Consider the following 23,985-nt stretch of genomic DNA (forward strand, 5'->3'; position numbering starts at 1 on the left):
CGGATAAAAATGACGATGTCTCCTGACGTCAGATTTCTTTAACGAACAGGTAGCCTTTACTGCGTACGGTTTTGATACGCTTGGGATTCATCGGATCATCGCCCACCTTAGGACGGATACGTGACACCCTTACGTCAATAGAACGATCCTGGCCGTCATATTCAATACCCCGCAACTGATGGAAAATTTCTTCCCGGGTCAGTACACGTCCGGCGCTGCTGCTCAATAACCACAGCAGATCAAATTCGGCACTGGTCAGATCAATGCTCTTGCCTTCGAGCCAGGCTTCACGCATGGCGTTATCGACAACCAGATTGCCAAAGGTCAGACGGTTATCAGAACCGCCTTCAACAACCTGCTCTTCCGGTACTTCTTTAACCCGGCGCAATAAGGCGCGGATACGGGCCAGTAAGACACGCGGACGAACCGGTTTGGCAACATAATCATCTGCCCCCATTTCCAGCCCCAGTACCTGATCGAGATCTTCGGTACGGGCGGTCAGCATCAGAATCGGGCCTTTGTAGTAAGGACGGACAATACGGCATACCGCCAGGCCATCTTCACCCGGCAACATCAGATCCAGGACAACAAGGTCAGGCTGCTCCGTTTTAATACGTTCAATTGCACGGCTGCCGTCACCTTCAACCGCGACTTTCAGACCGTTACTTTCCAGATAATCCTTGGTAAGAGTCGCCAGGCGTTCGTCATCTTCAACGATGAGAATGCGCCAGTTTTCTTCAAGGCTTTGACCATTTTCTTGCTTCAACATGGTTCCTTACCATTCCTTAAACAGGTTCGTACCCCGGAACATTGCCACAGGCATCTGATATTAACTCTAGACCGAGTTACGCTTTGTTGCATAGTAACCAATCTATTCATTATTTGGTAAAAATCAGAGGGCATAACGACTTAGAAAAAACAGCCACATCCTGTCCACCAACTACACACAAGTTATCCACATGGCAAAACCGATAACCCACTATATCTTGGGGTTGAATTCATAGGTATACCGCATTATCTTGTGGATCGACTTAAAAATATGTCGGTAACTCAGTTACTTACACCGGCACCTACAGACTATCAGGCCAGCCGTCAAGCGTTTTACGGAACCCATACCGATCAAGGACAGATGGAGTAGTTTCCCTTGGATACAGGCACAGAAGAGATGAACAGCGAGCTAAAAGTCACCAAACGTGACGGCACCCAGGAACCTTTAAATCTGGATAAAATCCACAAAGTAGTCACCTGGGCTGCCGAGGGTCTTGATAACGTATCTGTGTCTGAAGTGGAGCTTAAGGCCCACCTGCAGTTTTTCGACGGCATCCAGACGTCTGAGATTCATGAAACCCTGATCAAAGCCGCCGCCGATCTGATTTCTGAAGAAACACCCGATTATCAGTATCTGGCCGCGCGCCTGAATATTTTCCATCTGCGCAAAAAAGCCTACGGCCGTTTTGAGCCACCGGCCCTGCTTGATCATGTGAAGCGCATGGTTGAGTCCGAGCGTTATGACCGCCATCTGCTCGAAGATTACACCGCTGAAGAAATCACAGCGATGGACGCCTTTATCGATCACAGCCGCGACCTGACCTTCAGCTATGCCGCGGTTAAGCAGCTGGAAGGCAAATATCTGGTACAGAACCGTGTGACCGGCGAAGTCTATGAAAGCGCCCAGTTCCTCTACGTGCTGATCGCCGCTTGCCTGTTTGCCGGCTACGACAAAGAGCGTCGCCTGGAATACATTCGTCGTTTCTACGATGCGGTATCTACATTCAAACTGTCACTGCCAACGCCAATCATGGCCGGTGTCCGTACTCCGACCCGTCAGTTCAGTTCCTGCGTACTGATCGAAGCCGGCGACAGCCTGGATTCCATCAACGCCACCGCCAGTGCCATTGTTAAATATGTTTCCCAGCGTGCCGGTATTGGCATCAATGGCGGCCGCATCCGTGCCCTCGGTAGCCCGATCCGCGGTGGTGAAGCTTTCCACACCGGTTGTATCCCGTTCTACAAACACTTCCAGACCGCCGTTAAATCCTGCTCACAGGGCGGTGTGCGCGGTGGCGCAGCTACCCTGTTCTACCCGATCTGGCACTACGAAGTTGAAAACCTGCTGGTTCTGAAAAACAACCGCGGTGTTGAAGAAAACCGTGTACGTCACCTCGACTACGGCGTACAGATCAACAAGCTGATGTACGAGCGTCTGATCAAGAACGGTAATATCACGCTGTTCTCACCATCCGATGTTCCGGGCCTGTATGACGCCTTCTTCGAAGATCAGGAGCTGTTTGAGCAGCTCTATGTTAAATACGAGCAGCAGGACGGTATCCGTAAGAAAACACTGAAAGCGGTCGACCTGTTCTCCAGCATGATGCAGGAACGCGCCAGCACCGGCCGTATCTACATTCAGAACGTTGACCACTGTAATACCCACAGCCCGTTCAATCCGAAACTGGCTCCGGTGCGTCAGTCCAACCTGTGTCTGGAAATTGCGCTGCCAACCAAGCCGCTGAAAGACGTGAACGATGATTCCGGTGAAATCGCGCTCTGTACTCTGGCCGCATTTAACCTCGGCACACTGAACAATCTGGATGAGCTGGAAGAACTGGCTGATCTGATCGTGCGTGCCCTCGACAGCCTGCTGAGCTATCAGGACTACCCGGTTCCGGCCGCCAAACGCGCCAGCCTGAGCCGCCGCACCCTGGGTGTGGGCGTGATCAACTATGCCTACTATCTGGCGAAAAACGGTGTGAAATATTCCGACGGCAGTGCCAACGGCCTGACCCACCGCGCTTTTGAAGCCATGCAGTACTGGTTGCTGAAAGCATCCAACAATCTGGCCAAAGAACAGGGTGCCTGCGAAGCATTCAGCGACACCACCTATGCCCAGGGTATCCTGCCGATCGACAGCTACAAGAAAGAAGTCGACAAGTTCTGTGAAGAACCGCTGCAGTACGACTGGGAAGCCCTGCGCAAAGATATTCTGGCCCACGGCCTGCGTAACTCCACGCTGTCTGCCCTGATGCCATCTGAAACATCCTCGCAGATCAGCAACGCGACCAACGGTATTGAACCGCCGCGCGGATATATCAGCGTGAAGCAGAGCAAAGATGGTATCCTCAAGCAGGTTGTTCCTGAGTTTGAACGCCTGAAGAAAAACTACGAGTTGTTATGGCAGATTCCGAACAACAATGGCTATCTGCAGCTGGTCGGTATCATGCAGAAATTCGTCGACCAGGCGATCTCCGCTAACACAAACTACGACCCGTCACGTTTTGACGGTGGCAAGGTACCGATGCAGCAGCTGCTGAAAGACCTGCTGACCGCGTACAAAAACGGCCTTAAGACGCTCTATTACCATAACACCCGCGATGGTATGGAAGATCCGCAGAAAGACGCTGTGATCGAAGAAGACGATGACTGCGCAGGCGGCGCGTGTAAGATTTAATTATTTCAGACCTGTCGCAGCCACCTCTCGGTGGCTGCTTTGAGAAAGAACCCCGTATGGCCTATACCACATTTAACCGCAACGAATTTGATACCTTTTCCCAGCCCATGTTCTTTGGCGAACAGGTCAACGTGGCGCGCTACGATCAGCAAAAACACAAGATTTTTGAAAATCTGATCGAAAAACAACTGTCTTTCTTCTGGCGTCCGGAAGAGGTCGACCTGACCAACGACCGCAAGGATTTCCTTGATCTGCCAGAACACGAGAAGCATATTTTCGTCAGCAACCTGAAGTATCAGACGCTGCTGGATTCCGTTCAGGGCCGTTCACCGAACATCGCCCTGTTGCCGGTTGTTTCTCTGCCGGAGCTGGAAACCTGGATTGAGACCTGGTCATTCAGCGAAACCATTCACAGCCGTTCGTACACTCATATCGTGCGTAATATCGTGCCTAATCCGGCGCAGATTTTTGACGATATCACCCGTAATGAGCACATCACCCGCCGTGCTATCTCGGTTACCGAGTACTACGACAGTTTTATCAATCTGAGCAATTACTACATCCAGCTGGGTGAAGGCACGCATCAGGTAAACGGCGAAACCATCGAAATCACTCTGCACGAACTGAAACGCCGCATGTACCTGATGATGGTGTCGGTGAACGTGCTCGAAGCGATTCGCTTTTACGTCAGCTTTGCCTGCTCTTTTGCCTTCGCCGAGCGCGCAAAAATGGAAGGTAACGCCAAGATCATCAAGCTGATTGCCCGTGACGAAGCTCTGCACCTGACCGGCACACAGCATATCCTGCAGATCATGGCGCGCGGTAAAGACGATCCGGAATTTGCCATCATCGCCGAAGAATGCCGCGATGACGTTGTACGCATTTTCAGCGAAGCCGCACAGCAGGAAAAAGAGTGGGCCGAATATCTGTTCAAAGACGGTTCCATGATCGGTCTGAACAAAGACATTTTGTGTCAGTACGTTGAGTACATCACCAATCAGCGTATTGCTGCTCTGGGTTTTGATCCTGTTTTCCCGCCGCGCAACAACCCGCTGCCTTGGATTAACGCCTGGCTGAACAGCGATAACGTTCAGGTAGCACCGCAGGAAGCTGAAATCAGCTCTTATCTGGTAGGCGCCATCGACAGTGAAGTGGATACCGCCGATCTGGGTGATTTTGACCTCTGATGTCTGCTGCTTTGAAAAAACTGCCTGACACCCCGGACAACGATTTCGAACTGACCGGGGACAATCAGCCCGACAGCAATTTCGAACTCGAAGCCCTGCAACCTGAAGCTGAGCAAGCTGCTCCGCTTCAGGCTGAGCTGTTTCTGCCGGAAAGCAATCCGGAGCAACCGGAAACCAGCCCGCAGATCGAATTCGATGGCATGCAAAAGCCACTGTTCAATGTATTGCTGGACGATGGCCGTGAAGTTCACTTCCAGCATGCAGCCACCCTGCTGGAGTCACTCGAAGCTCAGGACGTTGCCGTACATTATCAGTGCCGCGAAGGTTACTGTGGCAGTTGTCGTGTGCAGCTGCTGGAGGGCGATGTCCACTACGCAGAAGAGCCTATGGCCTGGCTTAACGAGGGCGATATTCTGCCCTGCTGCTGCATTCCTAAAAGCAATATCAAAATTAAGCTGTAAAACCTCCCTGTCCTGCGCTGAATCAACATTTTTGCCGCACGCCTCCCCTACTATCAGGTGGCAGTTATAACAATACGCAAGGTCAAGGAGTTCAGCGATGGCTTACATCTGTATTACCCCCAATGTTGCAATGGTACGCATGAATGCCGGCGATCATCTGGAAGAGATGCCCGGCGATTTTTACATCAACCTGGACACTCTGGTTGAAGCCCGGATGCGCAAAGTGCGTAAAGAACACGAAGGGGATTTCTGCTCTGACGTTCTGCTGGTACTGCAAAATAAAACCCATGAGTTTATTTTTCGTAACAGCCCGGCCGGCAATAAAGCCCGTGAAACACTGGAAAAGTACCTGTCCGAACGCAGTATTAATTGTTGAAGTGAAATCAACGTGGCTTGATTTATCAGGCCGCTGCGGTAGCCTTGGTGCTTTTGCACCGAGGCATAAACATGAGTCTGAATTTCCCCCCACTGGAGCAATCTGCTCCCGACTTTACCACCCCTGATCAAAACGGTAATAACGTTACGCTGAGTGCACTGAAAGGCAAAAACGTTGTACTGTACTTTTACCCGAAAGCCATGACCCCCGGCTGCACCGTTCAGGCCTGCGGCATCCGCGACACACGCAGCGAATACGAAGCACTGAATACTGTAGTACTCGGCATCAGCCCGGATGCTCCTTCACGCCTGCAGAAATTCATCGATAAATACGATCTGAATTTTGATCTGCTGTCGGATGAAGACCACAGCATTGCTGAACAATATGGCGTCTGGGGCCTGAAAAAATTTATGGGCAAAGAGTTTATGGGCATCCACCGCGTAACCTTTATTATTGATGCCACCGGGAAACTCCGGCATGTGATGGCTAAGGTCAAAACCAAAACCCATCATGATGATGTGATTAATATTCTGAAAACGCTCTGACGCCTGAAAAAGCCTCAATTCCTGTCCCGGGCGGCCGATACAGGCTGTATGAAAATCCCTGAATTTTTTCTGCTGATCAGCAGTATTCTTTCTGCCGCACCGGCCCTCGCCGGGGCCGGCCATTATGCCGGCTGCTCCGGCGGTTTTGTGCATGCGCCTTATGCCGGAATTCCTGCCCTGCAGGATGAGGGGGATCAGTATGCCGCTGTCGAATGCCACCTTCTGCCACAACCAGCCCAGCATGGGCGACACTGGCTGCCAGCGCTGCCACAACTGGAATGGACTCAGGGTCTGCGCACTGAAATGTCACGCAGCAAAGGCTATAGCGAATTCAGCGACTGGCGCATCAGCCTTCCCCTGTACCGGATCGATATGATGACGGTCGCCTTCAGCGCACAGCAGCAAAAACTGCAGCAATTACACCAGCTGCAGCAACCACTGATCATTTCTGCTCAGTCCTACCAGCAGGGACAGACTCTGTTGCTGAACAGTACGACAAAACAGTGGGGACTGGAGCTGGATACCCGCCGCAGCGGCAGCCCGATAAGCTCAACCGGGCTGGAACACATACAACAATGGCAACCACTCAGTGTCCATCTGCAGAACACTAACCTTGAGACCTTAATACCAGCACAGTTTGATTACTGGCAACTGAACATTAAACACCAGCCATTACTGCCTGGCTTGCGGGGGATCTGGGCATTCAGTCTCGGGCACGGTCAGGTATATGACGACGGTAACGCGGCATTACTGGATGAATCAGCGCTGGCCAATGATTTTATCAGCCTGAAACTACTGCTCGGCAGTGTATGGCGAGTGCGCATTACGCCCAATCTGCACTGGCAGAACAGCCTGTCCGCCGAAAGCCAGAACTTCCTGTTTGTCAGCCGCCGTGATGACGACAGCCTGCGTATTGAAGATATTAACCTGCTCAGTTACCGCTTTTTCAGCGGCATCGAATGGCGGTTTTAGGAGGTGGAGGATTTATACTGCTGGCGGTACTCCAGCGGTGCCACGCCTTCCCAGCGTTTAAAAGCCCGCGTAAAGGTGCTGCTTTCTGAAAAGCCCAGTTGCTCGCTGATCTGAGTCAGAGGCAGACTGGTTGTGGTTAACAGAATCAGAGCCCGCCGCTGACGTTCTGCATCCAACAACTGCTGAAAGCTTGTCTGATCCTCCTGCAATTTACGCTGCAGAGTCCGGCCGCTCATATGCAGACGCTGGGCCAGCTGATCACGATCAACCGATAAATCCGTGCTGTTACGCAGAAAGTGCTGGACCAGCCCGGCAGTATCGGGTTGTTGCAGCAAGGCCAACTGCTCTTCCAGCATCTGCTCATGCATTGCCGCCAGCTTTTCATCACCTAATGCCAGGGGTTCTGCCATAATTTCCGGCGCAAATACCAAGGCGTTCCGCGATGCCTCAAACTGCAAGGGGGCGGCAAAGATACGTTGGTAATTATCCAGATTTTCCGGCTGTTTATGCATAAACTCTGCACGCTGCAGAGCAACCGGTTTACAGGCCAGCCAACTGGCAAAACTGCGTAATAAAACCAGAACGGCATCTACCTGATGGCGGCTGAAATTATCGGCCTGAGGTTCGTAGCAAATCGCAGCTTCCTGCTCATTGAGTTGCAGAAAATAACGCCCGCCATCACTCAGAAGCCGGGTGTAACGGACAGACTTTTCGAACGCTGAACCAAGATCCGGACTGTGCATCAGTGTCAGGGCAAACAGCTGAAAATGTGCCGGTTTAACCAGTTCTCCCATCAGCAAACCAAAATCTTCGGCCGGACACAACGCTTCCGCTGCGCGCCATATTTTTAAGGTTTGTTGCAGAGATACCCGGGCGTAGGAAGTATTCAGTAACTCATGGCTGATGCCGGCCGCCTGCAGCAACGGGGCAGCAGCAATCCCCTGCTGTTCCGCGCCCTGCAGTAAGGCTTTTATCCAGAGAACAGATACTGTTTTTTCCGCGTTATTGTATGGTGTATTCATTAACTGACTTCTGCGGTTAAACCCGGTGTCCTGCGGGGACAATTTTTAATACCGGCATTTGCGCTACATTATGAGCATCTGACAACCGATAACAATAAAACAAAGAGAACTCCGCTATGAATAAAAAAACAGCCGATCAATGGTTTGAAGAGTATGGTGCCAGCCACCAGAACCCGCTGAACAAACTGATTCATTGGATCTGTGTCCCGCTTATTTTTATTGTCATCATGGGGTTGCTGTGGGAAATACCGGTACCGGCAACCTTCACGCAAGTACCCTACCTGAACTGGGCCACCCTGTCAGCCATTGTTGTAGTGGGGTTTTATGTACGGATGTCATTCAGCCTGTCGGTCGGCCTGACCGCTTTTACCATTGCAACCTATGCTCTTATTGCCTGGTTTGAGCAACTGAATCTGGCACCACTCTGGGCCATCTGCGCTGGCAGCTTTGTTGTATTGTGGATTCTTCAGTTTATTGGGCACTACATTGAAGGGAAAAAGCCGTCATTCTTTAAAGACATTCAGTTTCTGCTGATTGGCCCTGCATGGCTGATGGGATTTATCTATCGCAAACTGGGCATTCCGTACTCCTGATCACGTTATGGCGGTACTCAGTACCGCCATTTTCACTGCGCCCCCCCTGAGCAGATAATGCTGACGCTATTTCGGCACACTCCAACCTCGTGCAACCTCCGCTAACAAGCTAAAAATGCAGCGCAGCTTTTACAAGCTCTCTATTTCATCTGAATACAGGAAAGACTATGACTATCGGATATTGGTGCGTCCTGATCGCCGCTTTATTGCCTTATGTATTTACCGGGCTGGCCAAAGCTGGCGGACGTCGTTACAACAATTACTCGCCACGCGAGTTTCTGGAGAAGCAGGAAGGTTATCGCAAACGCGCACACTGGGTGCAACTCAACAGCTTTGAAGCATTTCCGGCATTTGCCGCAGCGGTAATTATTGCTCACCTGAGCGGTGGTAATCAGGAACGGATTGATATGCTGGCTATGGCTTTTATCGCGATCCGGGTGCTGTATGGCGTGTTATACCTCAGCAATCATGCAACCCTGCGCTCCCTGGTCTGGACGGCGGGCATTGGCTGCACCGTTGCCCTGTTTGTCAGCGGTGTTTAAACCGTCATCATATGTCCATTGCGTTTGTAGCAATAAGCTGAATTGCAGTAGATAACAATTTGCCGGCCTTTATCTGACGTCTGGATAATATAAAGGTCGGTAAATTCCGGCGTTTTCTCCATAAAAGTAGCATTACGGATCAGGCTGGCGTGAGCATCCTGCATATGATTGTTCTGTGCTGGCAGTTCTGCAGCAGGCAACAAACCCAGCAAAGTAAATAATCCGATAATCATGAGGTGCAGTGAAGGTTTCATAGCCCAACTCCTGACAACATACTTAAACCAAGTATAGGAAGAGGGAGGGATCGGAGATGGATTGTTTTGTTATAAAGAGTTACCTGCAGACAGGCTTGTTACTTCACACAGAAGATCCCTGCGCTGTATTGGCTGAACCATCACAGCCTGTTCAATACGACCGGCACCGGAGGCATAAAAAAACAGGCTCAGGGCCTGTTTTTTCAATCAATCAGTATTTTAATGCGCTGTCTGCCGTTTCAGCGAAACAATCAGCTCCGCTTCTCCCCGCGCGACGCCACAACTGTCAACCAGATCGCTGGCTGTTGCTCCGAGTCCAACCAGGCGTGATGCCTGCAAAAAGGTAGCCTCGTCTGTTGTAGGCAAAACTACCTTGCGTTCAGCCTGCTGCAGGCGTCCATCCATTTGTTTGAGCTTTCGTCCCATACCAATGGTGCTTTTGCTCATCGCCTGATGTGCCTGTTGTAAGCTGCCAACCGCCTGATCCAGCCGGCTGGCATCCTGATTTTGCTGCCGTTTAAGCGACCACATAAAAGCGCCGACCAATAACAGCAAACCCATATTACCTATCAATAACCAGTGCATCAGTGACAGAGACGCCATGACAGACTCCTATAAACCCTGGATTTCTGTCCACTCCTCGTCGGTCATCAGTTTCTCCAGATCCACCAGAATAAGCAGTTCATCATTTTTATGACAAACCCCCTGGATGAATTTGGCGCTTTCCTCATTGCCGACGTTCGGGGTGGTTTCAATTTCTGACTGACGCAGATACACCACTTCAGCCACCGCATCGACGAGGATACCAACCACCTGACCTTCCGCTTCGATAATAACGATACGCGTCTGATCAGTGGTGTCAGCTGTTGGCAGGCCAAAACGGAGTCGGGTATCGATCACCGTTACAACGTTGCCACGCAGGTTAATAATGCCAAGTACATACGGGGGAGCACCTGGAACCGGTGCAATCTCGCTGTAACGCAAGACTTCCTGCACCTGCATCACATTGATTCCGTACGTCTCGTTTTCCAGACGGAAGGTTACCCATTGTAAGACGGGATCTTCCGCACCTTTATTTCCGGCAATCGCTGACATAAAACATCCTCGCTAAGAAAGGCCGATGCCTGACTGTGTCAAAAAACATGACGAACCTTTCTTAACTATAGAACAGAGCACAAAGTGTACCAGTTAAAACAGGGAATTTTTTCCGGGGCTAAAAGCTGTAATCCATTGAACAGAAAGGATATTGCAACGCTGAAATACCGGAGGGCTTTACGCCTGACGCGCAACCCGGCGATTTTCTTCCAGCAGTTTTAATAACCCCGGTACATCCAGTAAAGCACACATTTCAGAGATCACCGTTCCTGCAAGCCACGGGCGCTTACTGCCATCCCCACGCCATTTAATGGAATCATGTACCAAGGTTACGGTATCGCAGATTTCCTGACACGCCAGCGCCCAGGGCGAGCGGTCCAGCTGAATAAAAAAGCTGTAGCCGTCGTCATTAAGACTGATACGCCTCTCAGGCATGATCAGTTGAGCGCTGTCGATGATAGTAAGCTTGGCCTTATCGCCCTGCCAGACGCCCAGCGACCAGCTGGCCTGGCCAAACAGCGGCGTCACCTTGTCTGTTACGTTATGCACACCGCCAAGCAGTGGCAACGGAATGGCGAGCTTAAGACCAGCGACTTTAAAAATAAGACAATCAATACCCTGGCTGGATTGCCAGTTTAATGAGAGCGTTTGCATTGCCTCGTTAGTCAATTCATTGACGTCATGAGCCCTGCTACTGCTCTCATCCTGGATATCTGACGGAGTTTCGACATCCGTTTCGATAGTAAATGCCGGCATTGGCTGCTGCGGTATAACCTCAGCAAAGGCGGCACGCGCAGGACTCACCGTGCGTGACGCTGTCTTTACCTCTGCTGGCGAAGAAGGCAGCTCTTCGCTGATGGCGACAGAAGGCGTTTCTGCAACAGGTTCAGTCACCTGAAGACTGGCAGATCCGGATTTAACAGAAGTAACAGGAGTCACTTCTGTGGCACTAACCAGAAGCTGATCAAGATAGTCCTGCAAGACAAAGTCGACCTGATTTACCAGATCTGTCTTAGAGTTAGCATCAGCCATTAAGCACGGTCTCCGCAGCAACGGGCAGACACGCCGCTAACATACAGCGACGCAGCGATGATTCCGGTAAATGGCGTATCAACCCCAGTGCAGTCAGCAGCTGGGTGCGCTGAGCTGCTTTACCTCCCTCACCTAACGGACGTAAGAGCACAGGGGCATAGCCACTTTGTAACGTGCTGCTGGCCAATGCTTCCTGCAGATGATGAGGACTGACGGCAGAACGCAGTAAGTCATCCCAGTTCACTCCCTGATCTGCTACTTCGCCATCAGCAGCCAGCAGATGATCAAAATAGTCGTCCAGCGGATGGCTGACATTGGCCGGTAACGGTGGAATATAACTAGCCACGACCCGGGTCCGCCACATCCAGTTCACTCAACAGGTGACGATATGCCCGCACCCCACGGCCCTGCTCATCCATCTGATGTGGAAACACACCTTCATGACTGGCATCACGCAGACGGGTATCCACCGGAATTGCCTCCTGCCACAGTGAATCCTGATACAGACGGCGCATTTCTTTCAGCGTGGTCACAGAGGCAAGCGTCCGACGATCAAATAACGTCGGTACGATCATAAAAGGCAGATTACGGTTCTGCGAGCGCATCACCATTTTCAGGGTATGGATCATTCTTTCCAGACCTTTCATTGCAAGATGCTCTGTCTGGGTAGGAATCACCAGGCGCTGACAGGCAGCCAGCGCATTGACCAGCAGCACGCCAAGAATGGGTGGCGTATCCAGTAAGGCGTAATCGTATTCATCCCACAACTGAGCGAGCGACCGTGCCAGAACCAATCCCATACCATCCTGCCCACTGACCTGACGTTCAAGTGTGGCCAACGATGTCGTCGCAGGCAGCAAAGATACATTGGGAAGACTGGTGGGCTTGATGACGGTCTGAATAAAAGCTTTGTCTTTGTAGCGTTGCTCAAAAAACAGATGATAAAGACTGCGTTCCAGATTATCGGGATTCTGCCGGAAGTAACTCGTCAGGGAACCATGAGGATCAAGGTCCACCAACAATACGCGTTTTCCCTGTTCAGCCAACAGACCTCCCAGAGCAACCACGCTGGTTGTTTTGCCAACCCCACCCTTTTGATTTGCTATCGACCAGATCCGCACTAGTTTCACCCTGTTCTCTGTGAGCACATGACCCGCAAGGGTCACTAAAAGTACTTTTTGCTGTAAAACATTGATTAAGCAAAAAGTATGTCAATTCTTTGCAGCAGGACGGGACCAGGGTGCAGCTTCGCTCGTTTGCGTCATAAAAATCACAACACGACGATTCTCTGCCCGTGCTTCTTCGGTATTTTCAGTATTCAACGGGTGGTAGTACGAAAGCCCCATAGCGGCCATACGCTGCGGTGCTACGCCATACAACACCAGATTCTGTACCACCGATGCTGCCCGTAACGCTGAAATTTCCCAGTTGGTAATGCCTTTTGCCGGTGTATCGTCCGAATGCCCCTGAACATTGATTGGAAACGGAAAATCCTTCAGTTCAGCGGCAATAGCCTGCATCAGCGGCAAAGCTTCGTCACGGATACGTGTTTCACCACGGGCAAATAAAAGATCGGCATTCAACGATACGGTAATCCAGTCTTTGTCCCCTTCTATTCTTATATCGTCCGATTCCGGAATAAATTGAGCAACCTGACGGATATCCGCCAATAAAGGTAATAATCCATTGCCCTTTTCCAGGGGCGTGGAAAGCGTTGGCGGAGTGACGGGCTCGGGGGGAAGTACCGTAGAAAAGACACCTTCAAGCTCGCTGCGGATTGCTGAGCCCTGCTCATCATCAATCAGTTGCACCGCATACAACATGATAAAAAAGACGCACAGCAGCGTCATATAGTCGGCATAAGAAACCAGCCAGCGATGCGGATCAGGACCATGCCGTCTCACAACACAATTCCCTGCATGCGATAACGCAGCGCCATCGGGTTAACCCCATTTCTTAATGCCACAACACCTAACATCAATGCTTCATAATACCGGCTGCGGATAGCCAGACGCTGACGCAACGTGCTGCTCAGGGGAATAACAATAAGATTCGCACTGGCAACGCCATAAAACGTTGCCACAAAAGCGGTGGCGATTCCTGCGGCAAGAGCTTCCGGCTGTTTGATACTCGACAAAACCTGCATCAAACCCAGTACCGCGCCGACAATTCCCAGAGTGGGTAAATAACCGGCAAAATTATCCAGTACAGACAATAAGTCCTGATCACGTTCTTCCCGGCTTTTCAGCTCCAGATGGAGTGCAGACTGCATGGCTTCAACATCATTACCGTCAGCCAGTAATAGCAACGCTTTACGGAAAACAGGGTCGGTTTCTGACCCTGCTACTTTTTCCAGAGCCAAAGGGCCATCACGGCGCAGAGCATTGCCGCTGACTGTTAACTTACTGATGAGTACATCAAAGGAGTATTGAGGCGGAGCAATCAGCCAAAACAGCAATTCACCCAAAGGGCGGTATTGGCTTACGGGAAGTTGGGCAAGAGTGGCCAGAATACCGCCACCAAAAACAATCAGAGCTGCCGGAGGATTCCACAACGCTGTGAGGTTTCCTCCTTCAAGGGAAAAGCCGGTTAATACTGCAATAACTGCCAGTAAAACAGTGACTAACGCCCAGCGATCCACTAGCCGACCTCTTCAACCAGCCTCGGTCCGATATCTTTAAGGGGTAATATATCGTCACTCAACCCTTCCTTGATAACGGCCAGCGGCATGCCAAAAATAACGCAGCTTTCCTCATCCTGGGCCCAGACAGTTGCCCCACCTTGCTTCAGCAGGCGGGCACCTTCACGACCGTCAGCTCCCATTCCGGTAAGGACAATCGCCAGTGTTTTATTACCGTAATGTTTAGCCGCTGAAGCAAACGCAATGTCAACGCTCGGGCGGTAGTTGACCCTTTCGTCGCTTTCCCGGATATGAATAACACCGCCGGCACGCCGATCCACCATCAGCTGCATACCACCAGGAGCAACATAAACATGACCTGCTTCAATTTTATCGCCATCAGCCGCTTCTTTAACAATCAGGGGACTGAGAGAATTCAAACGCTCAGCAAAAGCTTTGGTAAAAGATCCCGGCATATGCTGCACAATAATAATCGGTGTTTTGAAACTGCCGGGGATATTTTTAAACAATGTCTGCAGAGCTGCAGGTCCGCCGGTTGATGTGCCGATAACAACCAGCTCCGTCTGAGTCAGACGCCCGCGCACCGCAGGCCGGACAGCCTGAACCGTTGTCACTTTAGTCTGGCTGCGCGCAACGGCAGCAATTTTATCGGTCAGTGCCCGCTTAATCTGAACTGCATCTTTAGCAATCTGATCAAAATTCTTGGGCAAAAAATCTAATGCACCAGCATCCAGAGCATCCAGCGTAACCCGTGCGCCTTCGAACGTAAGTGAAGAAAACATCAAAACAGGTACCGGACGCCGCTGCATGATATTACGCACCGCGGTAATGCCATCCATGACCGGCATTTCATAATCCATGGTAATAACATCAGGCTTCAGAGATTCATTCATCTCAATGGCTTCAAGGCCATTAGATGCGACCCCGACAACTTCCATACGGCCGTCTGCATTAATGATGTCAGTTACACGGCGGCGAAAAAATCCGGAATCATCGACGACCAGAACACGGATACTCATGAAATCAACTCTTCCTTAGTCCTTGTAGACTTTATGCTGCACTGGAATGCCGGGAGGATGCATAGCGGGTAAGCATACTCGGTATATCCAGAATAAGTGCAATCCGACCGTCACCTGTAATCGTTGCTCCCGCCATACCTGCCGTACCGTGCAACATTTTACCCAAAGGTTTAATAACAACCTCTTCCTGGCCAATCAGCTGGTCAACTACAAAACCGACACGTTTCGTACCCACCGAAACCACAACAACATGCGCTGTTTCATCGGCTTTGGCATAGGCTTCACCTTTAATAAGCCAGCGTTTCAGATGAAATAACGGTATTGGTTTTTCGCGTACAACCACCACTTCCTGGCCATCAACAATATTTGTTTTAGTCAGATCGAGGTGGAAAATTTCGTTGACGCTAACCAGTGGGAAAGCAAAAGCCTGATTTTTCAGCATGACCATTAACGTCGGCATAATAGCCAGAGTCAGTGGTACTTTAATCCGGATTCCTGTACCTACACCGGGACGGGAATCAATATTAATAGTGCCATTCAGCTGAGAAATTTTTGTTTTAACAACATCCATACCGACACCACGGCCGGATACATCAGATATCTGCTCTTTGGTGGAAAAACCCGGCGCAAAAATCAGGTTAAAGCATTCGTTTTCGGTCAGACGATCAGCGGCATCCTGATCCATAACGCCTTTTTCTACCGCTTTCCGGCGCAGAACATCGGCATCCATACCGCCGCCATCGTCCTGAATAATCAGCAGAATATGGTCCCCTTCCTGCTCTGCAGAAAGAACAACAGTACCGACCCGTGGTTTACCATTCTTTTCACGCACGTCCGGCATTTCCACACCATGATCCACTGCATTTCGCACAAGGTGAACCAATGGATCGGCCAGAGCTTCGACCAGGTTTTTATCCAGATCCGTTTCTTCGCCGCGTAATTCCAGATTAATTTCTTTTTTCAGTTGGCGGGCAAGATCGCGGACAACCCGGGGAAAACGGCCAAATACTTTCTTGATTGGCTGCATCCGGGTTTTCATGACGGATGCCTGTAAATCACCGGTTACCACATCCAGATTAGCGACCGCCTTAGCCATCGACTCATCGGTACTTTTCAGTCCCAAACGAACCAGACGGTTACGAACCAGCACCAACTCGCCAACCATATTCATGATGTCGTCAAGACGTTTGGTATCCACACGTACCGTTGCTTCTGATGCGGCAGCATCTTTATCCTGACGCTTGCTTTCTTCAACCGCTGCCGGTGCCTTCGCAGCAGCCGGTTTTGCTTCTGCTTTTGGCGCAGGCTTAGCCTCTGCTTTTGCAGCTGGCTTGGTATCTGCAGCGGGCGTGACCGGAGGTTTTGCAGCTTCTGGTTTTTCCGCCGAGGCTGCAGGTGCTGACTCGGCTCCCGGGGCATTTGAATGCTTGCCTTTGCCATGCAGACGATCAAGTAATTCTTCAAACTCCGAATCACTGATCAGATCATCCCCACCTGCTGCATTAGCAGACGCAGCGACAGGCTCAGCCTCTGTTTTTTCTGGCTCTGCAGTTCCCGATGTCTGTGCACCAGCATGCTTACCTTTACCATGAATCTGATCAAGCAGTGCCTCAAATTCATCTTCGGTAATTTCGTCACTATTGTTATCTGTGCTGTCGGAGCCTATATCAAAGAAATCGTCATCTGCTGTTTCTGCCGCAGCTGCATTCGCTTTTTCTTCGTCCAGAGCATCCAGCAGTTGCTCGAATTCATCGTCTGTAATATCACCACTGTCTTCTGCGGGCGCTGCTTCTGCAGGGCCGGACTCGCTGACAGGCTCCTCTGCGACAGAGTCAGTAGCAGCAGGTTCCGGATCGCTGCTCTGAACTTCATCTTCTGATTCAGGTAATGCCAGTTTATGCAGCCGCTCAATGAGTTCCGGATCTGCTTCTTCAGGTGCAGCACCGGAGCGAACGCTTTCAAACATTTCATTAACGCTGTCTAACGCCTGGAGTACCACATCCATAAGATCTGAATTGACAGTACGATGGCCGTTGCGCAGCGTATCGAAGACGTTTTCCGCTGCATGGCAGCAGTTCACCAGAGGATTAAGTTGCAGAAATCCAGCCCCACCTTTAACGGTATGAAAACCGCGAAAGATAGCATTCAGCAGGTCTTTATCATGTGGGCGTTGTTCAAGATCGACCAGTTGTTCAGAGAGCAGCTCAAGAATTTCTCCGGCTTCAACCAAAAAATCCTGGAGAATCTCTTCATCAGCATCGAAACTCATCCGTTAGCTCCTTTAAAAACCAAGACTGGACAGTAAGTCATCAACATCATCCTGGCTGGCAACTACGTCTTCACTGGACTTATTAATCTGCGGTCCCTCCGCAGCGATATTGGCGCCTTCCGTCGGCTTCTCTGCCGATTCCATATCGGCATGAACAATTCCGGTAATCGAATCCACGTTGCCGGCCATGGCAACAAGCTGTACCAGCCGGCTTTCTACGTCTGTTACCAGCGCAGCCACTTTGTGAATGACCTGACCGGTTAAATCCTGAAAATCCTGAGCCAGTACGATATCGGATAACTGTCCCTGCAAGCGCTGGGACTGACTCGCACTGTCAATCAGAAACTGATTAATGTCTTTGGTTAAAGCACGGAATTCATCCGGCTTTAATTCTTTATTTAAAAACCGTTGCCACTCAACAGATAACGCTTTGGCCCGGTCATGAATGTCGGTTGCCAGCGGCATACCGGCATCAACCAGATCCATGGTGCGGTTGGCCGACTTATCGGTCATTTCCAACACGTAAGCCAGCTTATCCGTTGCATGGTCAATTTCCGATGCAGCACCGACAGAATCAACCCGCATATTTTTAATAGCTTCATGCAGGGCACGGGTCAGTCTGCCGATTTCGTTGTACAACGTGCGGTCTCTAACCTCATTGAGATTATTAACCAACGCTACCGCCTTACTGAGATCACCAAGCTCCAGCTGCTTGAGCATGCTTTCTGCTAGGTTTTTGATTTCAGTGCCGACAGCGCTGTTATCGGTATCCAGATTGATCCCGGCCATCAAGTTGTCTTCCTGGTTAACCTTCGACACGTTCAAAGATCTTATCGATCTTTTCTTTCAGTACCGCAGCAGTAAAAGGTTTCACGACATAGCCGTTAACCCCTGCCTGAGCAGCGGCAACAATCTGGTCGCGCTTGGCTTCCGCTGTCACCATCAGTACCGGCAGACTTTTCAGGCGATCATCGGCTCTCACTTTCTTCAGCAAGTCGAGACCTGTCATGCCAGGCATGTTCCAGTCCGTCACCAAGAAGTCGAAATCACCATTCTGCAACATGGGAAGTGCTGTTGTGCCGTCATCTGCTTCCTGAGTATTGGTAAACCCCAGATCACGCAACAGATTTTTGACGATTCGTCTCATCGTTGAGAAATCATCAACGATCAGAATTTTCATGTTTTTGTCCAAAACGACCTCCAGTAATCGACTCTCTATATTCCAAGTCGTTCCTAAGGTTTAGTGTAGACACAGTTATCGCTTTATCCAGAAACAAAGCGCTCAGAAAAGATTTTTTTCAATAACAGGAAGGAGTTAGGACAACCAGCCGCCAAGGCGGGCACGCAGACGATGAGCTGCCTGACTGTGCAGCTGACTGACCCTTGATTCGCTGACACCCAATACGGCGCCAATTTCTTTCAGGTTCAGTTCCTCGTCGTAGTACAGGGCGAGTACCAGCTGTTCCCTTTCGGGTAAATGACGGATAGCGTCGGCGAGTTGACGCTGAAAGGATTCACGTTCGATACCGTCCAGTGGATTGGGGGACTCTTCTTCAAAGACGTCGAAGCCTGACTCGCTCTTTTCAACAACTTCTTCAAAACTGAACAGCCGGCAGCCGGCGCTGTCTTTCAGGATGGCATGGTATTCATCCTGACTGATGCCCAGAAAACCGGCGACTTCGCTGTCTTCAGCATCACGGCCTTTTTCACTTTCAATCTGTTTAATAGCATCGCTGATACGACGGGAATTACGGTGTACCGAGCGTGGTGCCCAGTCACCTTTACGGATCTCGTCCAGCATCGCGCCACGAATGCGGATACCGGCGTAGGTTTCGAAGCTGGCACCTTTGCCACCATCGTATTTACGCGCGGCTTCCAGCAAGCCAATCATGCCGGCCTGAATAAGGTCATCAAGCTGCACACTGTCAGGCAGACGGCCAATAAGGTGGTGTGCAATGCGCTTTACCAGCGTCGCATGATCACGTACCAGCTGTTCATAATCGTGTTTTTGTACGTCGGAATACACCAGACAACTTCCTACTGACACTCGTTATGCCCCGGCTTCCTGAACCAACCGATCTACAAAAAACTCCAGATGCCCCCGGGGTGTTGAAGGCAGTGGCCATGAATCCACTTTTTTAGCCAGTGCACGGAATGCTGTCGCCGCTTTAGAGCGCGGGTAGGCATCGATCACCGCTTTCTGGCGCTGCACGGCACGCTTAAGCGCATCGTCCTGAGGTATAGCGCCAACATACTGCATAGCCACTTCCAGGAAACGATCTGTCACTTTGGTAAGTTTGGCAAATAAAGCGTTTCCTTCCTGTGGTGTGCGGACCATGTTGGCAACAATGCGGAAACGGAACAGCCCATAGTCACGATTCAGAAGTTTGATCTGCGCATAGGCGTCGGTGATTGAGGTTGGTTCATCAGTGACCACCATCAGTACTTCCTGCGCGGCACGGACAAAACTCATCACACTGTCGGAAATTCCGGCCGCGGTATCAATAATCAGCACATCGATATCATCACCGATATCACTGAAGGCCTGAATCAGGCCGGCATGTTCAAGTGCGTTCAGCTGCGATAATTTTTGCGTACCAGAAGATGCCGGCACTACGCGGATACCTCCCGGCCCTTTAACCATTACGTCACGCAGATCACATTCACCCGCCAGAACATTTTCAATGGTTTTATTAGAGCTGATACCCAGCAGAATATCGATATTTGCCAACCCCAGATCCGCGTCAAGAACCACTACTCTGCGCCCCATTTCGGCCAGAGCGATAGCCAGATTGACCGAGACATTGCTCTTGCCGACACCACCTTTACCGCCGGTGACCGCGATGACCTGCACAGGATGCCTTGCCATTAGTCGTTATACTCCGTGTTGAATACTGGAATGCTGAGTGGCGAAGCTCATGGCTTCGGCGGCCTGCCAGCGGGTACGCGCCATGCGCGCCATCTGCTCCGCCAGTTTCACCAGTTTTTCAGCATCCGGATAATGCACATCATCGGGGATGTGCGGTCCATCAGTCACCAGGGTGACCGGCAGCTGAGTCAGCGCCGAGACACTCATGGCAGGCCCAAGACTGAAACACTCATCCAGCTTGGTAAACACACAACCCGCCAAACCTGCCGCTTTAAAATGTTCATAGTTTTCCTGCAGGCAACGTCCCTGACTGGTCAGAGGTAATACCAGCAGCTTTTTCAGACGCGCTCCGGCCTGTTTAAGCATAGACAATTGCGCAGCAAAATGTGGATCCTGACTTGCCAGCCCGGCGCTATCAACCAACACCAGTTTTTTGTCACGAACACCATCAAGCGCCTTGTTCAGATCACCATTCACCGGCACAACATGCAGGGTTACCCCTAATATGCGGGCAAAGGTCCGCAGCTGATCATGCGCCGCTACGCGGTAATTATCGAGGGTGATCAAAGCCACCGATTCCGCTCCGTGGCGTATCACAAACTGTGCGGCCAGCTTGCCGATGGTGGTCGTTTTTCCCGCCCCGGTCGGGCCAACCAGTGCATAAATACCACCGCGATCAAGCAATCCATTCGGGGCTACCGGCAAGTCTGAAGCAATCAGCTTCAATGCTTTTTTCCAGGCGTCTTCGAGCGGTACATCGCCATCAATACGACTGGCTACACGATCCGCCCAGGCCGCCTCCAGCCCGACATCCTGACAGCGCTGCCACAATTGCGACTGCTGCCAGGTCAGTGGCCGGTGAGTATCCCAGGCACTGCCCTGATGGCTGACCATCCAGTCTTTCAGCTCACGTAATTCTCCGCTCATTTGCTGAATAACGTTGTTGTACCACTCGCCTTCCTGATCCGCGCGGCGACGCAACATGCTGTCTTCAGTGGCGTCGCGGCCGTTATCCGGGCCGGTTTTGCCCGAACCTGCCGGGGCGGCGCGACTGAAATCATCATTTTTCAGGCCACTCAATACCGCCGACAGCGATTCTGTGCTGGAAAGATCACTCTTTCCGGCAAACGCCATACGTTCTTCATAGCGCTCATCACGTTTTTTCAGCGCTGGCTGTGGTTCACGGGATGCCGCTTTCGCTTCCTCCAGTTCCTGCTGCAGGCGCAGCTGGCGTTCGATTTCCGCCCGTTCCTGCTCATGGCCCGGCTGATAGTCCAGAGCGGCGACCACTTCAAATCCGTCCGCTACTTTCTTGCTCGACAGAATGACCGCATCCGCTCCCAGTTCCTGGGAGACCAGACGCAGTGCCAGCTGCATATTGGCTGCGGTGAAGCGTTTAACTTTCATAGTCAGCACTCATGATTCGTAAGGGCCTATTTGCCGCCAATACTGGCGACAATGGTAATACTCTTGTTGTCCGGAACTTCCTGATACGCCAGCACCTGCAGTTGCTCGATGCTGTTGCGTACAAACTGGGCCATCGCCGCACGCAGCTGGCTGGTTACCAGCAGCACCGCCGGATTGCCTGCCATTTCCTGCGCCTGTACTGCTTCGGCCAGAGAGCGTTGCAGGGTATCGGCCATTCCCGGTTCCAGCACCAGACCATACTGTCCGGCCTGTTGTCCGCTTTGCTGAAGGGTTTTAAGCAACAACTGTTCCAGCCCCGGATCCAGCGTCATAACCACCAGCTCATCCGCATTACCAAAGATGTTCTGGACAATCATCCGGCTAAGGGCAAGGCGTGCAGAAGCTGTCATAGCGGCGGTATCTTGACTCTGACTGCCACTATTCGCCAAAGACTCGGCAATAGAGCGCATATCGCGGATAGGTACATGTTCACGCAAAAGATTCTGCAGAACCGCCAGTAACTGACTGATACTTAAAGTATTAGGTACCAGCTCTTCGGCCAGTTTCGGTGATGCTTTGGCCAGCATATCAACCAGCTGCTGAACATCTTCATGACCCAGCAACTCATGCGCATGGCGCTGTAATTTCTGATTCAGGTGGGTCGCGACTACTGTGCTGGCATCCACAACGGTGTAACCAAGGGTCTGCGCCCGGTCTTTCTGGGTTGCATCAATCCAGAAAGCATCCAGCCCAAAGGCCGGATCTTTGGCAGCCAGACCGTCTATTTTGCCGAACACCTGACCCGGATTAATCGCCATTTCACGCTCCGGATAAATTTCGGCTTCCGCCAGAGTGACGCCCATCAGAGTGATACGGTATTGATTGGGCAGCAGATCAAGGTTGTCGCGGATATGTACAGAAGGCATCAGGAAGCCCATTTCCTGCGACAGTTTGCGGCGAACGCCTTTAATCCGGTTCAGCAGCTGGCCGCCCTGATTTTTATCAACCAGAGGAATCAGGCGGTAGCCTACTTCTAGGCCGACACGGTCAACCGGCTCGACGTCATCCCAGCCAAGTTCTTTGACTTCCATTTGCTTGATTGCGGCTTCGGCTTTTTCTTTTGGCGCTGCCAATGCGTTACCACTGCCCGCTGGCAGCGCTTCTGCCGCCTTCGGCTGAGCGCCGATACGCTGGGCGATCGCATCTCCGAGCTTACCGCCGTCTTTGCGCCAGTGAATAAAGTAAGCAACGCTGGCAGCAATCAGGGCGGCGCCAAGAAATACGCCATGCGGCATACCAGGCACGATGCCCATCATAAACATCAGCCCGGCAGCAACCGCCAGAGCACGCGAAGACGCGAACATCTGGCCGAAGATCTGCTGCCCCATATCTTCGTCACCACCATTACGGGTCACCATAATGGCAGTTGCCGTTGACAGCAGCAGCGACGGAATCTGAGCAACCAGGCCGTCACCTATCGCCAGCAGGGTATAAGCGGACACAGCGTCACTGAAGCTCAGGCCATGCTGAGCCATACCGATGCCAAAACCACCGACAACGTTAATGATCAGAATCAGGATACCGGCGACCGCATCACCTTTTACGAATTTGCTGGCACCATCCATCGAACCATAAAAGTCTGCTTCTGCAGCAACATCCGCACGACGGATCTTCGCCTGATCCGCATCGATCAGACCGGCGTTCAGATCAGCATCAATCGCCATCTGTTTACCGGGCATCGCATCCAGGGTAAAGCGGGCGCTGACTTCCGATACCCGGCCGGCACCTTTGGTGACCACCACAAAGTTGATGATCATCAGAATCATAAAAACCACCAGACCCACGGCATAGTTACCGCCGATCAGCACTTCACCAAAAGCCTCGATCACCTTACCCGCAGAATCGCCACCTTCATGACCGTACAGCAATACCACCCGTGTCGACGCCACGTTCAGCGCAAGACGCAGTAATGTCGCGACCAGCAGAATGGTCGGAAAAATAGCAAAATCCAGCGGCCGGCGGGCGTAGACACTCACCAGCAGCACAACGATGGATAAAGCAATATTGAATGTAAAAAAGGTATCCAGCAGGAACGGCGGCAGCGGCAGCGTCATCATGCCCAGCAGTACCAGCAGCATCACGGGAATGCTTAAATTCCCCTGAGCCAGCAGCGACATACCGCCCTTAAGCTGACCCATTACCTGATTTTTTGAGGCTACTGCCATGACCACATCCGTCAGAAAAACATCATTG

The 23,985-nt window shown here is 51.4% G+C and carries 26 protein-coding genes; 8 read left to right on the forward strand and 18 right to left on the reverse strand.

Translation table 11 applies throughout. The features are described from left to right. Positions 1-28 precede the first annotated feature (28 nt). Positions 29-769: a response regulator gene (locus MT343_RS13315; RefSeq protein WP_145465758.1), complete on the reverse strand. Its 741-nt coding sequence runs from the start codon at positions 767-769 to the stop codon at positions 29-31. Positions 770-1,165: 396 nt separating this feature from the next. On the opposite strand from MT343_RS13315, the gene nrdA reads away from it, so the two are divergent. From nrdA to MT343_RS13345, 6 genes are all read left to right on the forward strand, one after another. Beyond that, positions 1,166-3,448: a class 1a ribonucleoside-diphosphate reductase subunit alpha gene (gene nrdA / locus MT343_RS13320; protein WP_145465759.1), complete on the forward strand. Its 2,283-nt coding sequence runs from the start codon at positions 1,166-1,168 to the stop codon at positions 3,446-3,448. A gap of 56 nt (positions 3,449-3,504) precedes the next feature. Then, positions 3,505-4,635, forward strand: a complete 1,131-nt coding sequence (nrdB, locus tag MT343_RS13325) for a class Ia ribonucleoside-diphosphate reductase subunit beta (protein WP_145465760.1) — start codon at positions 3,505-3,507, stop codon at positions 4,633-4,635. 11 nt (positions 4,636-4,646) lie between these two features. Beyond that, complete coding sequence (yfaE, locus tag MT343_RS19595; protein WP_286719439.1) at positions 4,647-5,096, forward strand: class I ribonucleotide reductase maintenance protein YfaE; 450 nt, start codon at positions 4,647-4,649, stop codon at positions 5,094-5,096. A 97-nt stretch (positions 5,097-5,193) separates the two neighbouring features. Continuing rightward, positions 5,194-5,472 (forward strand): hypothetical protein, encoded by a 279-nt coding sequence (locus tag MT343_RS13335; protein ID WP_145465761.1) that lies wholly within the window; start codon positions 5,194-5,196, stop codon positions 5,470-5,472. A 71-nt stretch (positions 5,473-5,543) separates the two neighbouring features. Next, the gene (gene bcp / locus MT343_RS13340; protein ID WP_145465762.1) at positions 5,544-6,017 is read left to right on the forward strand and encodes a thioredoxin-dependent thiol peroxidase; all 474 of its coding nucleotides are present in this window, start codon (positions 5,544-5,546) and stop codon (positions 6,015-6,017) included. A gap of 48 nt (positions 6,018-6,065) precedes the next feature. Beyond that, on the forward strand, positions 6,066-6,989 hold the full coding sequence (locus MT343_RS13345) for a hypothetical protein (protein WP_145465763.1): 924 nt from the start codon (positions 6,066-6,068) through the stop codon (positions 6,987-6,989). On the opposite strand, the gene MT343_RS13350 is transcribed toward MT343_RS13345, so the two are convergent. Beyond that, a complete protein-coding gene (locus MT343_RS13350) occupies positions 6,986-8,011 on the reverse strand; it encodes an AraC family transcriptional regulator (RefSeq protein ID WP_145465764.1) in 1,026 nt (341 codons plus the stop codon). The two genes, MT343_RS13345 and MT343_RS13350, sit on opposite strands and share 4 nt — an antisense overlap. Positions 8,012-8,127: 116 nt before the next feature. Between MT343_RS13350 and MT343_RS13355 the strand changes: the two genes are divergently transcribed. Then, complete coding sequence (locus MT343_RS13355) at positions 8,128-8,604, forward strand: Mpo1 family 2-hydroxy fatty acid dioxygenase (RefSeq protein ID WP_145465765.1); 477 nt, start codon at positions 8,128-8,130, stop codon at positions 8,602-8,604. A 167-nt stretch (positions 8,605-8,771) separates the two neighbouring features. Further along, complete coding sequence (locus MT343_RS13360; RefSeq protein WP_145465766.1) at positions 8,772-9,146, forward strand: MAPEG family protein; 375 nt, start codon at positions 8,772-8,774, stop codon at positions 9,144-9,146. Here MT343_RS13360 and MT343_RS13365 read toward each other — a convergent pair. From MT343_RS13365 to flhA, 16 genes are all read right to left on the reverse strand, one after another. Further along, on the reverse strand, positions 9,143-9,400 hold the full coding sequence (locus tag MT343_RS13365; protein ID WP_145465767.1) for a hypothetical protein: 258 nt from the start codon (positions 9,398-9,400) through the stop codon (positions 9,143-9,145). The two genes, MT343_RS13360 and MT343_RS13365, sit on opposite strands and share 4 nt — an antisense overlap. Before the next feature lie 219 nt (positions 9,401-9,619). After that, positions 9,620-10,003: a DUF2802 domain-containing protein gene (locus MT343_RS13370; RefSeq protein WP_145465768.1), complete on the reverse strand. Its 384-nt coding sequence runs from the start codon at positions 10,001-10,003 to the stop codon at positions 9,620-9,622. Between the two features lie 9 nt (positions 10,004-10,012). Beyond that, positions 10,013-10,495 carry a chemotaxis protein CheW gene (locus tag MT343_RS13375; protein WP_145465769.1) on the reverse strand — a complete coding sequence of 161 codons (483 nt, stop codon included), beginning with the start codon at positions 10,493-10,495 and terminating at the stop codon, positions 10,013-10,015. A 177-nt stretch (positions 10,496-10,672) separates the two neighbouring features. After that, positions 10,673-11,527 (reverse strand): chemotaxis protein CheW, encoded by an 855-nt coding sequence (locus MT343_RS13380; RefSeq protein WP_145465770.1) that lies wholly within the window; start codon positions 11,525-11,527, stop codon positions 10,673-10,675. Further along, the gene (locus tag MT343_RS13385; protein ID WP_145465771.1) at positions 11,520-11,873 is read right to left on the reverse strand and encodes a hypothetical protein; all 354 of its coding nucleotides are present in this window, start codon (positions 11,871-11,873) and stop codon (positions 11,520-11,522) included. The genes MT343_RS13380 and MT343_RS13385 overlap by 8 nt, the downstream gene beginning before the upstream one ends. Further along, positions 11,866-12,648 carry a ParA family protein gene (locus MT343_RS13390; protein ID WP_145466729.1) on the reverse strand — a complete coding sequence of 261 codons (783 nt, stop codon included), beginning with the start codon at positions 12,646-12,648 and terminating at the stop codon, positions 11,866-11,868. Before MT343_RS13390 ends, MT343_RS13385 begins: the two co-directional genes overlap by 8 nt. Before the next feature lie 90 nt (positions 12,649-12,738). Then, a complete protein-coding gene (locus MT343_RS13395) occupies positions 12,739-13,431 on the reverse strand; it encodes an OmpA family protein (protein WP_145465772.1) in 693 nt (230 codons plus the stop codon). After that, positions 13,428-14,168 carry a motility protein A gene (locus tag MT343_RS13400; RefSeq protein ID WP_145465773.1) on the reverse strand — a complete coding sequence of 247 codons (741 nt, stop codon included), beginning with the start codon at positions 14,166-14,168 and terminating at the stop codon, positions 13,428-13,430. Before MT343_RS13400 ends, MT343_RS13395 begins: the two co-directional genes overlap by 4 nt. Next, positions 14,168-15,187 (reverse strand): protein-glutamate methylesterase/protein-glutamine glutaminase, encoded by a 1,020-nt coding sequence (locus MT343_RS13405; RefSeq protein WP_145465774.1) that lies wholly within the window; start codon positions 15,185-15,187, stop codon positions 14,168-14,170. The genes MT343_RS13400 and MT343_RS13405 overlap by 1 nt, the downstream gene beginning before the upstream one ends. A 31-nt stretch (positions 15,188-15,218) precedes the next feature. Then, positions 15,219-17,456: a chemotaxis protein CheA gene (locus MT343_RS13410; RefSeq protein ID WP_145465775.1), complete on the reverse strand. Its 2,238-nt coding sequence runs from the start codon at positions 17,454-17,456 to the stop codon at positions 15,219-15,221. A gap of 12 nt (positions 17,457-17,468) precedes the next feature. Next, the gene (locus MT343_RS13415) at positions 17,469-18,245 is read right to left on the reverse strand and encodes a protein phosphatase CheZ (RefSeq protein ID WP_222428422.1); all 777 of its coding nucleotides are present in this window, start codon (positions 18,243-18,245) and stop codon (positions 17,469-17,471) included. A 16-nt stretch (positions 18,246-18,261) separates the two neighbouring features. Further along, positions 18,262-18,636 (reverse strand): chemotaxis response regulator CheY, encoded by a 375-nt coding sequence (cheY, locus tag MT343_RS13420; protein ID WP_444875578.1) that lies wholly within the window; start codon positions 18,634-18,636, stop codon positions 18,262-18,264. Positions 18,637-18,771: 135 nt separating this feature from the next. Then, complete coding sequence (locus MT343_RS13425; protein WP_186435726.1) at positions 18,772-19,503, reverse strand: RNA polymerase sigma factor FliA; 732 nt, start codon at positions 19,501-19,503, stop codon at positions 18,772-18,774. 3 nt (positions 19,504-19,506) lie between these two features. Next, positions 19,507-20,325, reverse strand: a complete 819-nt coding sequence (locus MT343_RS13430; RefSeq protein WP_145465777.1) for a MinD/ParA family protein — start codon at positions 20,323-20,325, stop codon at positions 19,507-19,509. A 6-nt stretch (positions 20,326-20,331) separates the two neighbouring features. Beyond that, a complete protein-coding gene (flhF, locus tag MT343_RS13435) occupies positions 20,332-21,732 on the reverse strand; it encodes a flagellar biosynthesis protein FlhF (protein ID WP_145465778.1) in 1,401 nt (466 codons plus the stop codon). A gap of 26 nt (positions 21,733-21,758) precedes the next feature. Further along, positions 21,759-23,957 carry a flagellar biosynthesis protein FlhA gene (gene flhA / locus MT343_RS13440; RefSeq protein WP_145465779.1) on the reverse strand — a complete coding sequence of 733 codons (2,199 nt, stop codon included), beginning with the start codon at positions 23,955-23,957 and terminating at the stop codon, positions 21,759-21,761. Positions 23,958-23,985 lie beyond the last annotated feature (28 nt).

The sequence above is a fragment of the Venatorbacter sp. C2-1 genome (genome assembly GCF_022832715.1).
Classification (GTDB): domain Bacteria; phylum Pseudomonadota; class Gammaproteobacteria; order Pseudomonadales; family Oceanobacteraceae; genus Venatoribacter; species Venatoribacter alkanivorans.

Excerpts from the sequence above, each read along its gene's own strand:
- MT343_RS13315 (WP_145465758.1), bottom strand. The coding sequence starts at position 769 with ATGTTGAAGCAAGAAAATGGTCAAAGCCTTGAAGAAAACTGGCGCATT.
- nrdA (WP_145465759.1), top strand. The coding sequence starts at position 1,166 with ATGAACAGCGAGCTAAAAGTCACCAAACGTGACGGCACCCAGGAACCT.
- nrdB (WP_145465760.1), top strand. The coding sequence starts at position 3,505 with ATGGCCTATACCACATTTAACCGCAACGAATTTGATACCTTTTCCCAG.
- MT343_RS13335 (WP_145465761.1), top strand. The coding sequence starts at position 5,194 with ATGGCTTACATCTGTATTACCCCCAATGTTGCAATGGTACGCATGAAT.
- bcp (WP_145465762.1), top strand. The coding sequence starts at position 5,544 with ATGAGTCTGAATTTCCCCCCACTGGAGCAATCTGCTCCCGACTTTACC.
- MT343_RS13345 (WP_145465763.1), top strand. The coding sequence starts at position 6,066 with ATGAAAATCCCTGAATTTTTTCTGCTGATCAGCAGTATTCTTTCTGCC.
- MT343_RS13350 (WP_145465764.1), bottom strand. The coding sequence starts at position 8,011 with ATGAATACACCATACAATAACGCGGAAAAAACAGTATCTGTTCTCTGG.
- MT343_RS13355 (WP_145465765.1), top strand. The coding sequence starts at position 8,128 with ATGAATAAAAAAACAGCCGATCAATGGTTTGAAGAGTATGGTGCCAGC.
- MT343_RS13360 (WP_145465766.1), top strand. The coding sequence starts at position 8,772 with ATGACTATCGGATATTGGTGCGTCCTGATCGCCGCTTTATTGCCTTAT.
- MT343_RS13365 (WP_145465767.1), bottom strand. The coding sequence starts at position 9,400 with ATGAAACCTTCACTGCACCTCATGATTATCGGATTATTTACTTTGCTG.
- MT343_RS13370 (WP_145465768.1), bottom strand. The coding sequence starts at position 10,003 with ATGGCGTCTCTGTCACTGATGCACTGGTTATTGATAGGTAATATGGGT.
- MT343_RS13375 (WP_145465769.1), bottom strand. The coding sequence starts at position 10,495 with ATGTCAGCGATTGCCGGAAATAAAGGTGCGGAAGATCCCGTCTTACAA.
- MT343_RS13380 (WP_145465770.1), bottom strand. The coding sequence starts at position 11,527 with ATGGCTGATGCTAACTCTAAGACAGATCTGGTAAATCAGGTCGACTTT.
- MT343_RS13405 (WP_145465774.1), bottom strand. The coding sequence starts at position 15,187 with ATGAGTATCCGTGTTCTGGTCGTCGATGATTCCGGATTTTTTCGCCGC.
- MT343_RS13410 (WP_145465775.1), bottom strand. The coding sequence starts at position 17,456 with ATGAGTTTCGATGCTGATGAAGAGATTCTCCAGGATTTTTTGGTTGAA.
- MT343_RS13415 (WP_222428422.1), bottom strand. The coding sequence starts at position 18,245 with ATGGCCGGGATCAATCTGGATACCGATAACAGCGCTGTCGGCACTGAA.
- cheY (WP_444875578.1), bottom strand. The coding sequence starts at position 18,636 with ATGAAAATTCTGATCGTTGATGATTTCTCAACGATGAGACGAATCGTC.
- MT343_RS13430 (WP_145465777.1), bottom strand. The coding sequence starts at position 20,325 with ATGGCAAGGCATCCTGTGCAGGTCATCGCGGTCACCGGCGGTAAAGGT.
- flhF (WP_145465778.1), bottom strand. The coding sequence starts at position 21,732 with ATGAAAGTTAAACGCTTCACCGCAGCCAATATGCAGCTGGCACTGCGT.
- flhA (WP_145465779.1), bottom strand. The coding sequence starts at position 23,957 with ATGGCAGTAGCCTCAAAAAATCAGGTAATGGGTCAGCTTAAGGGCGGT.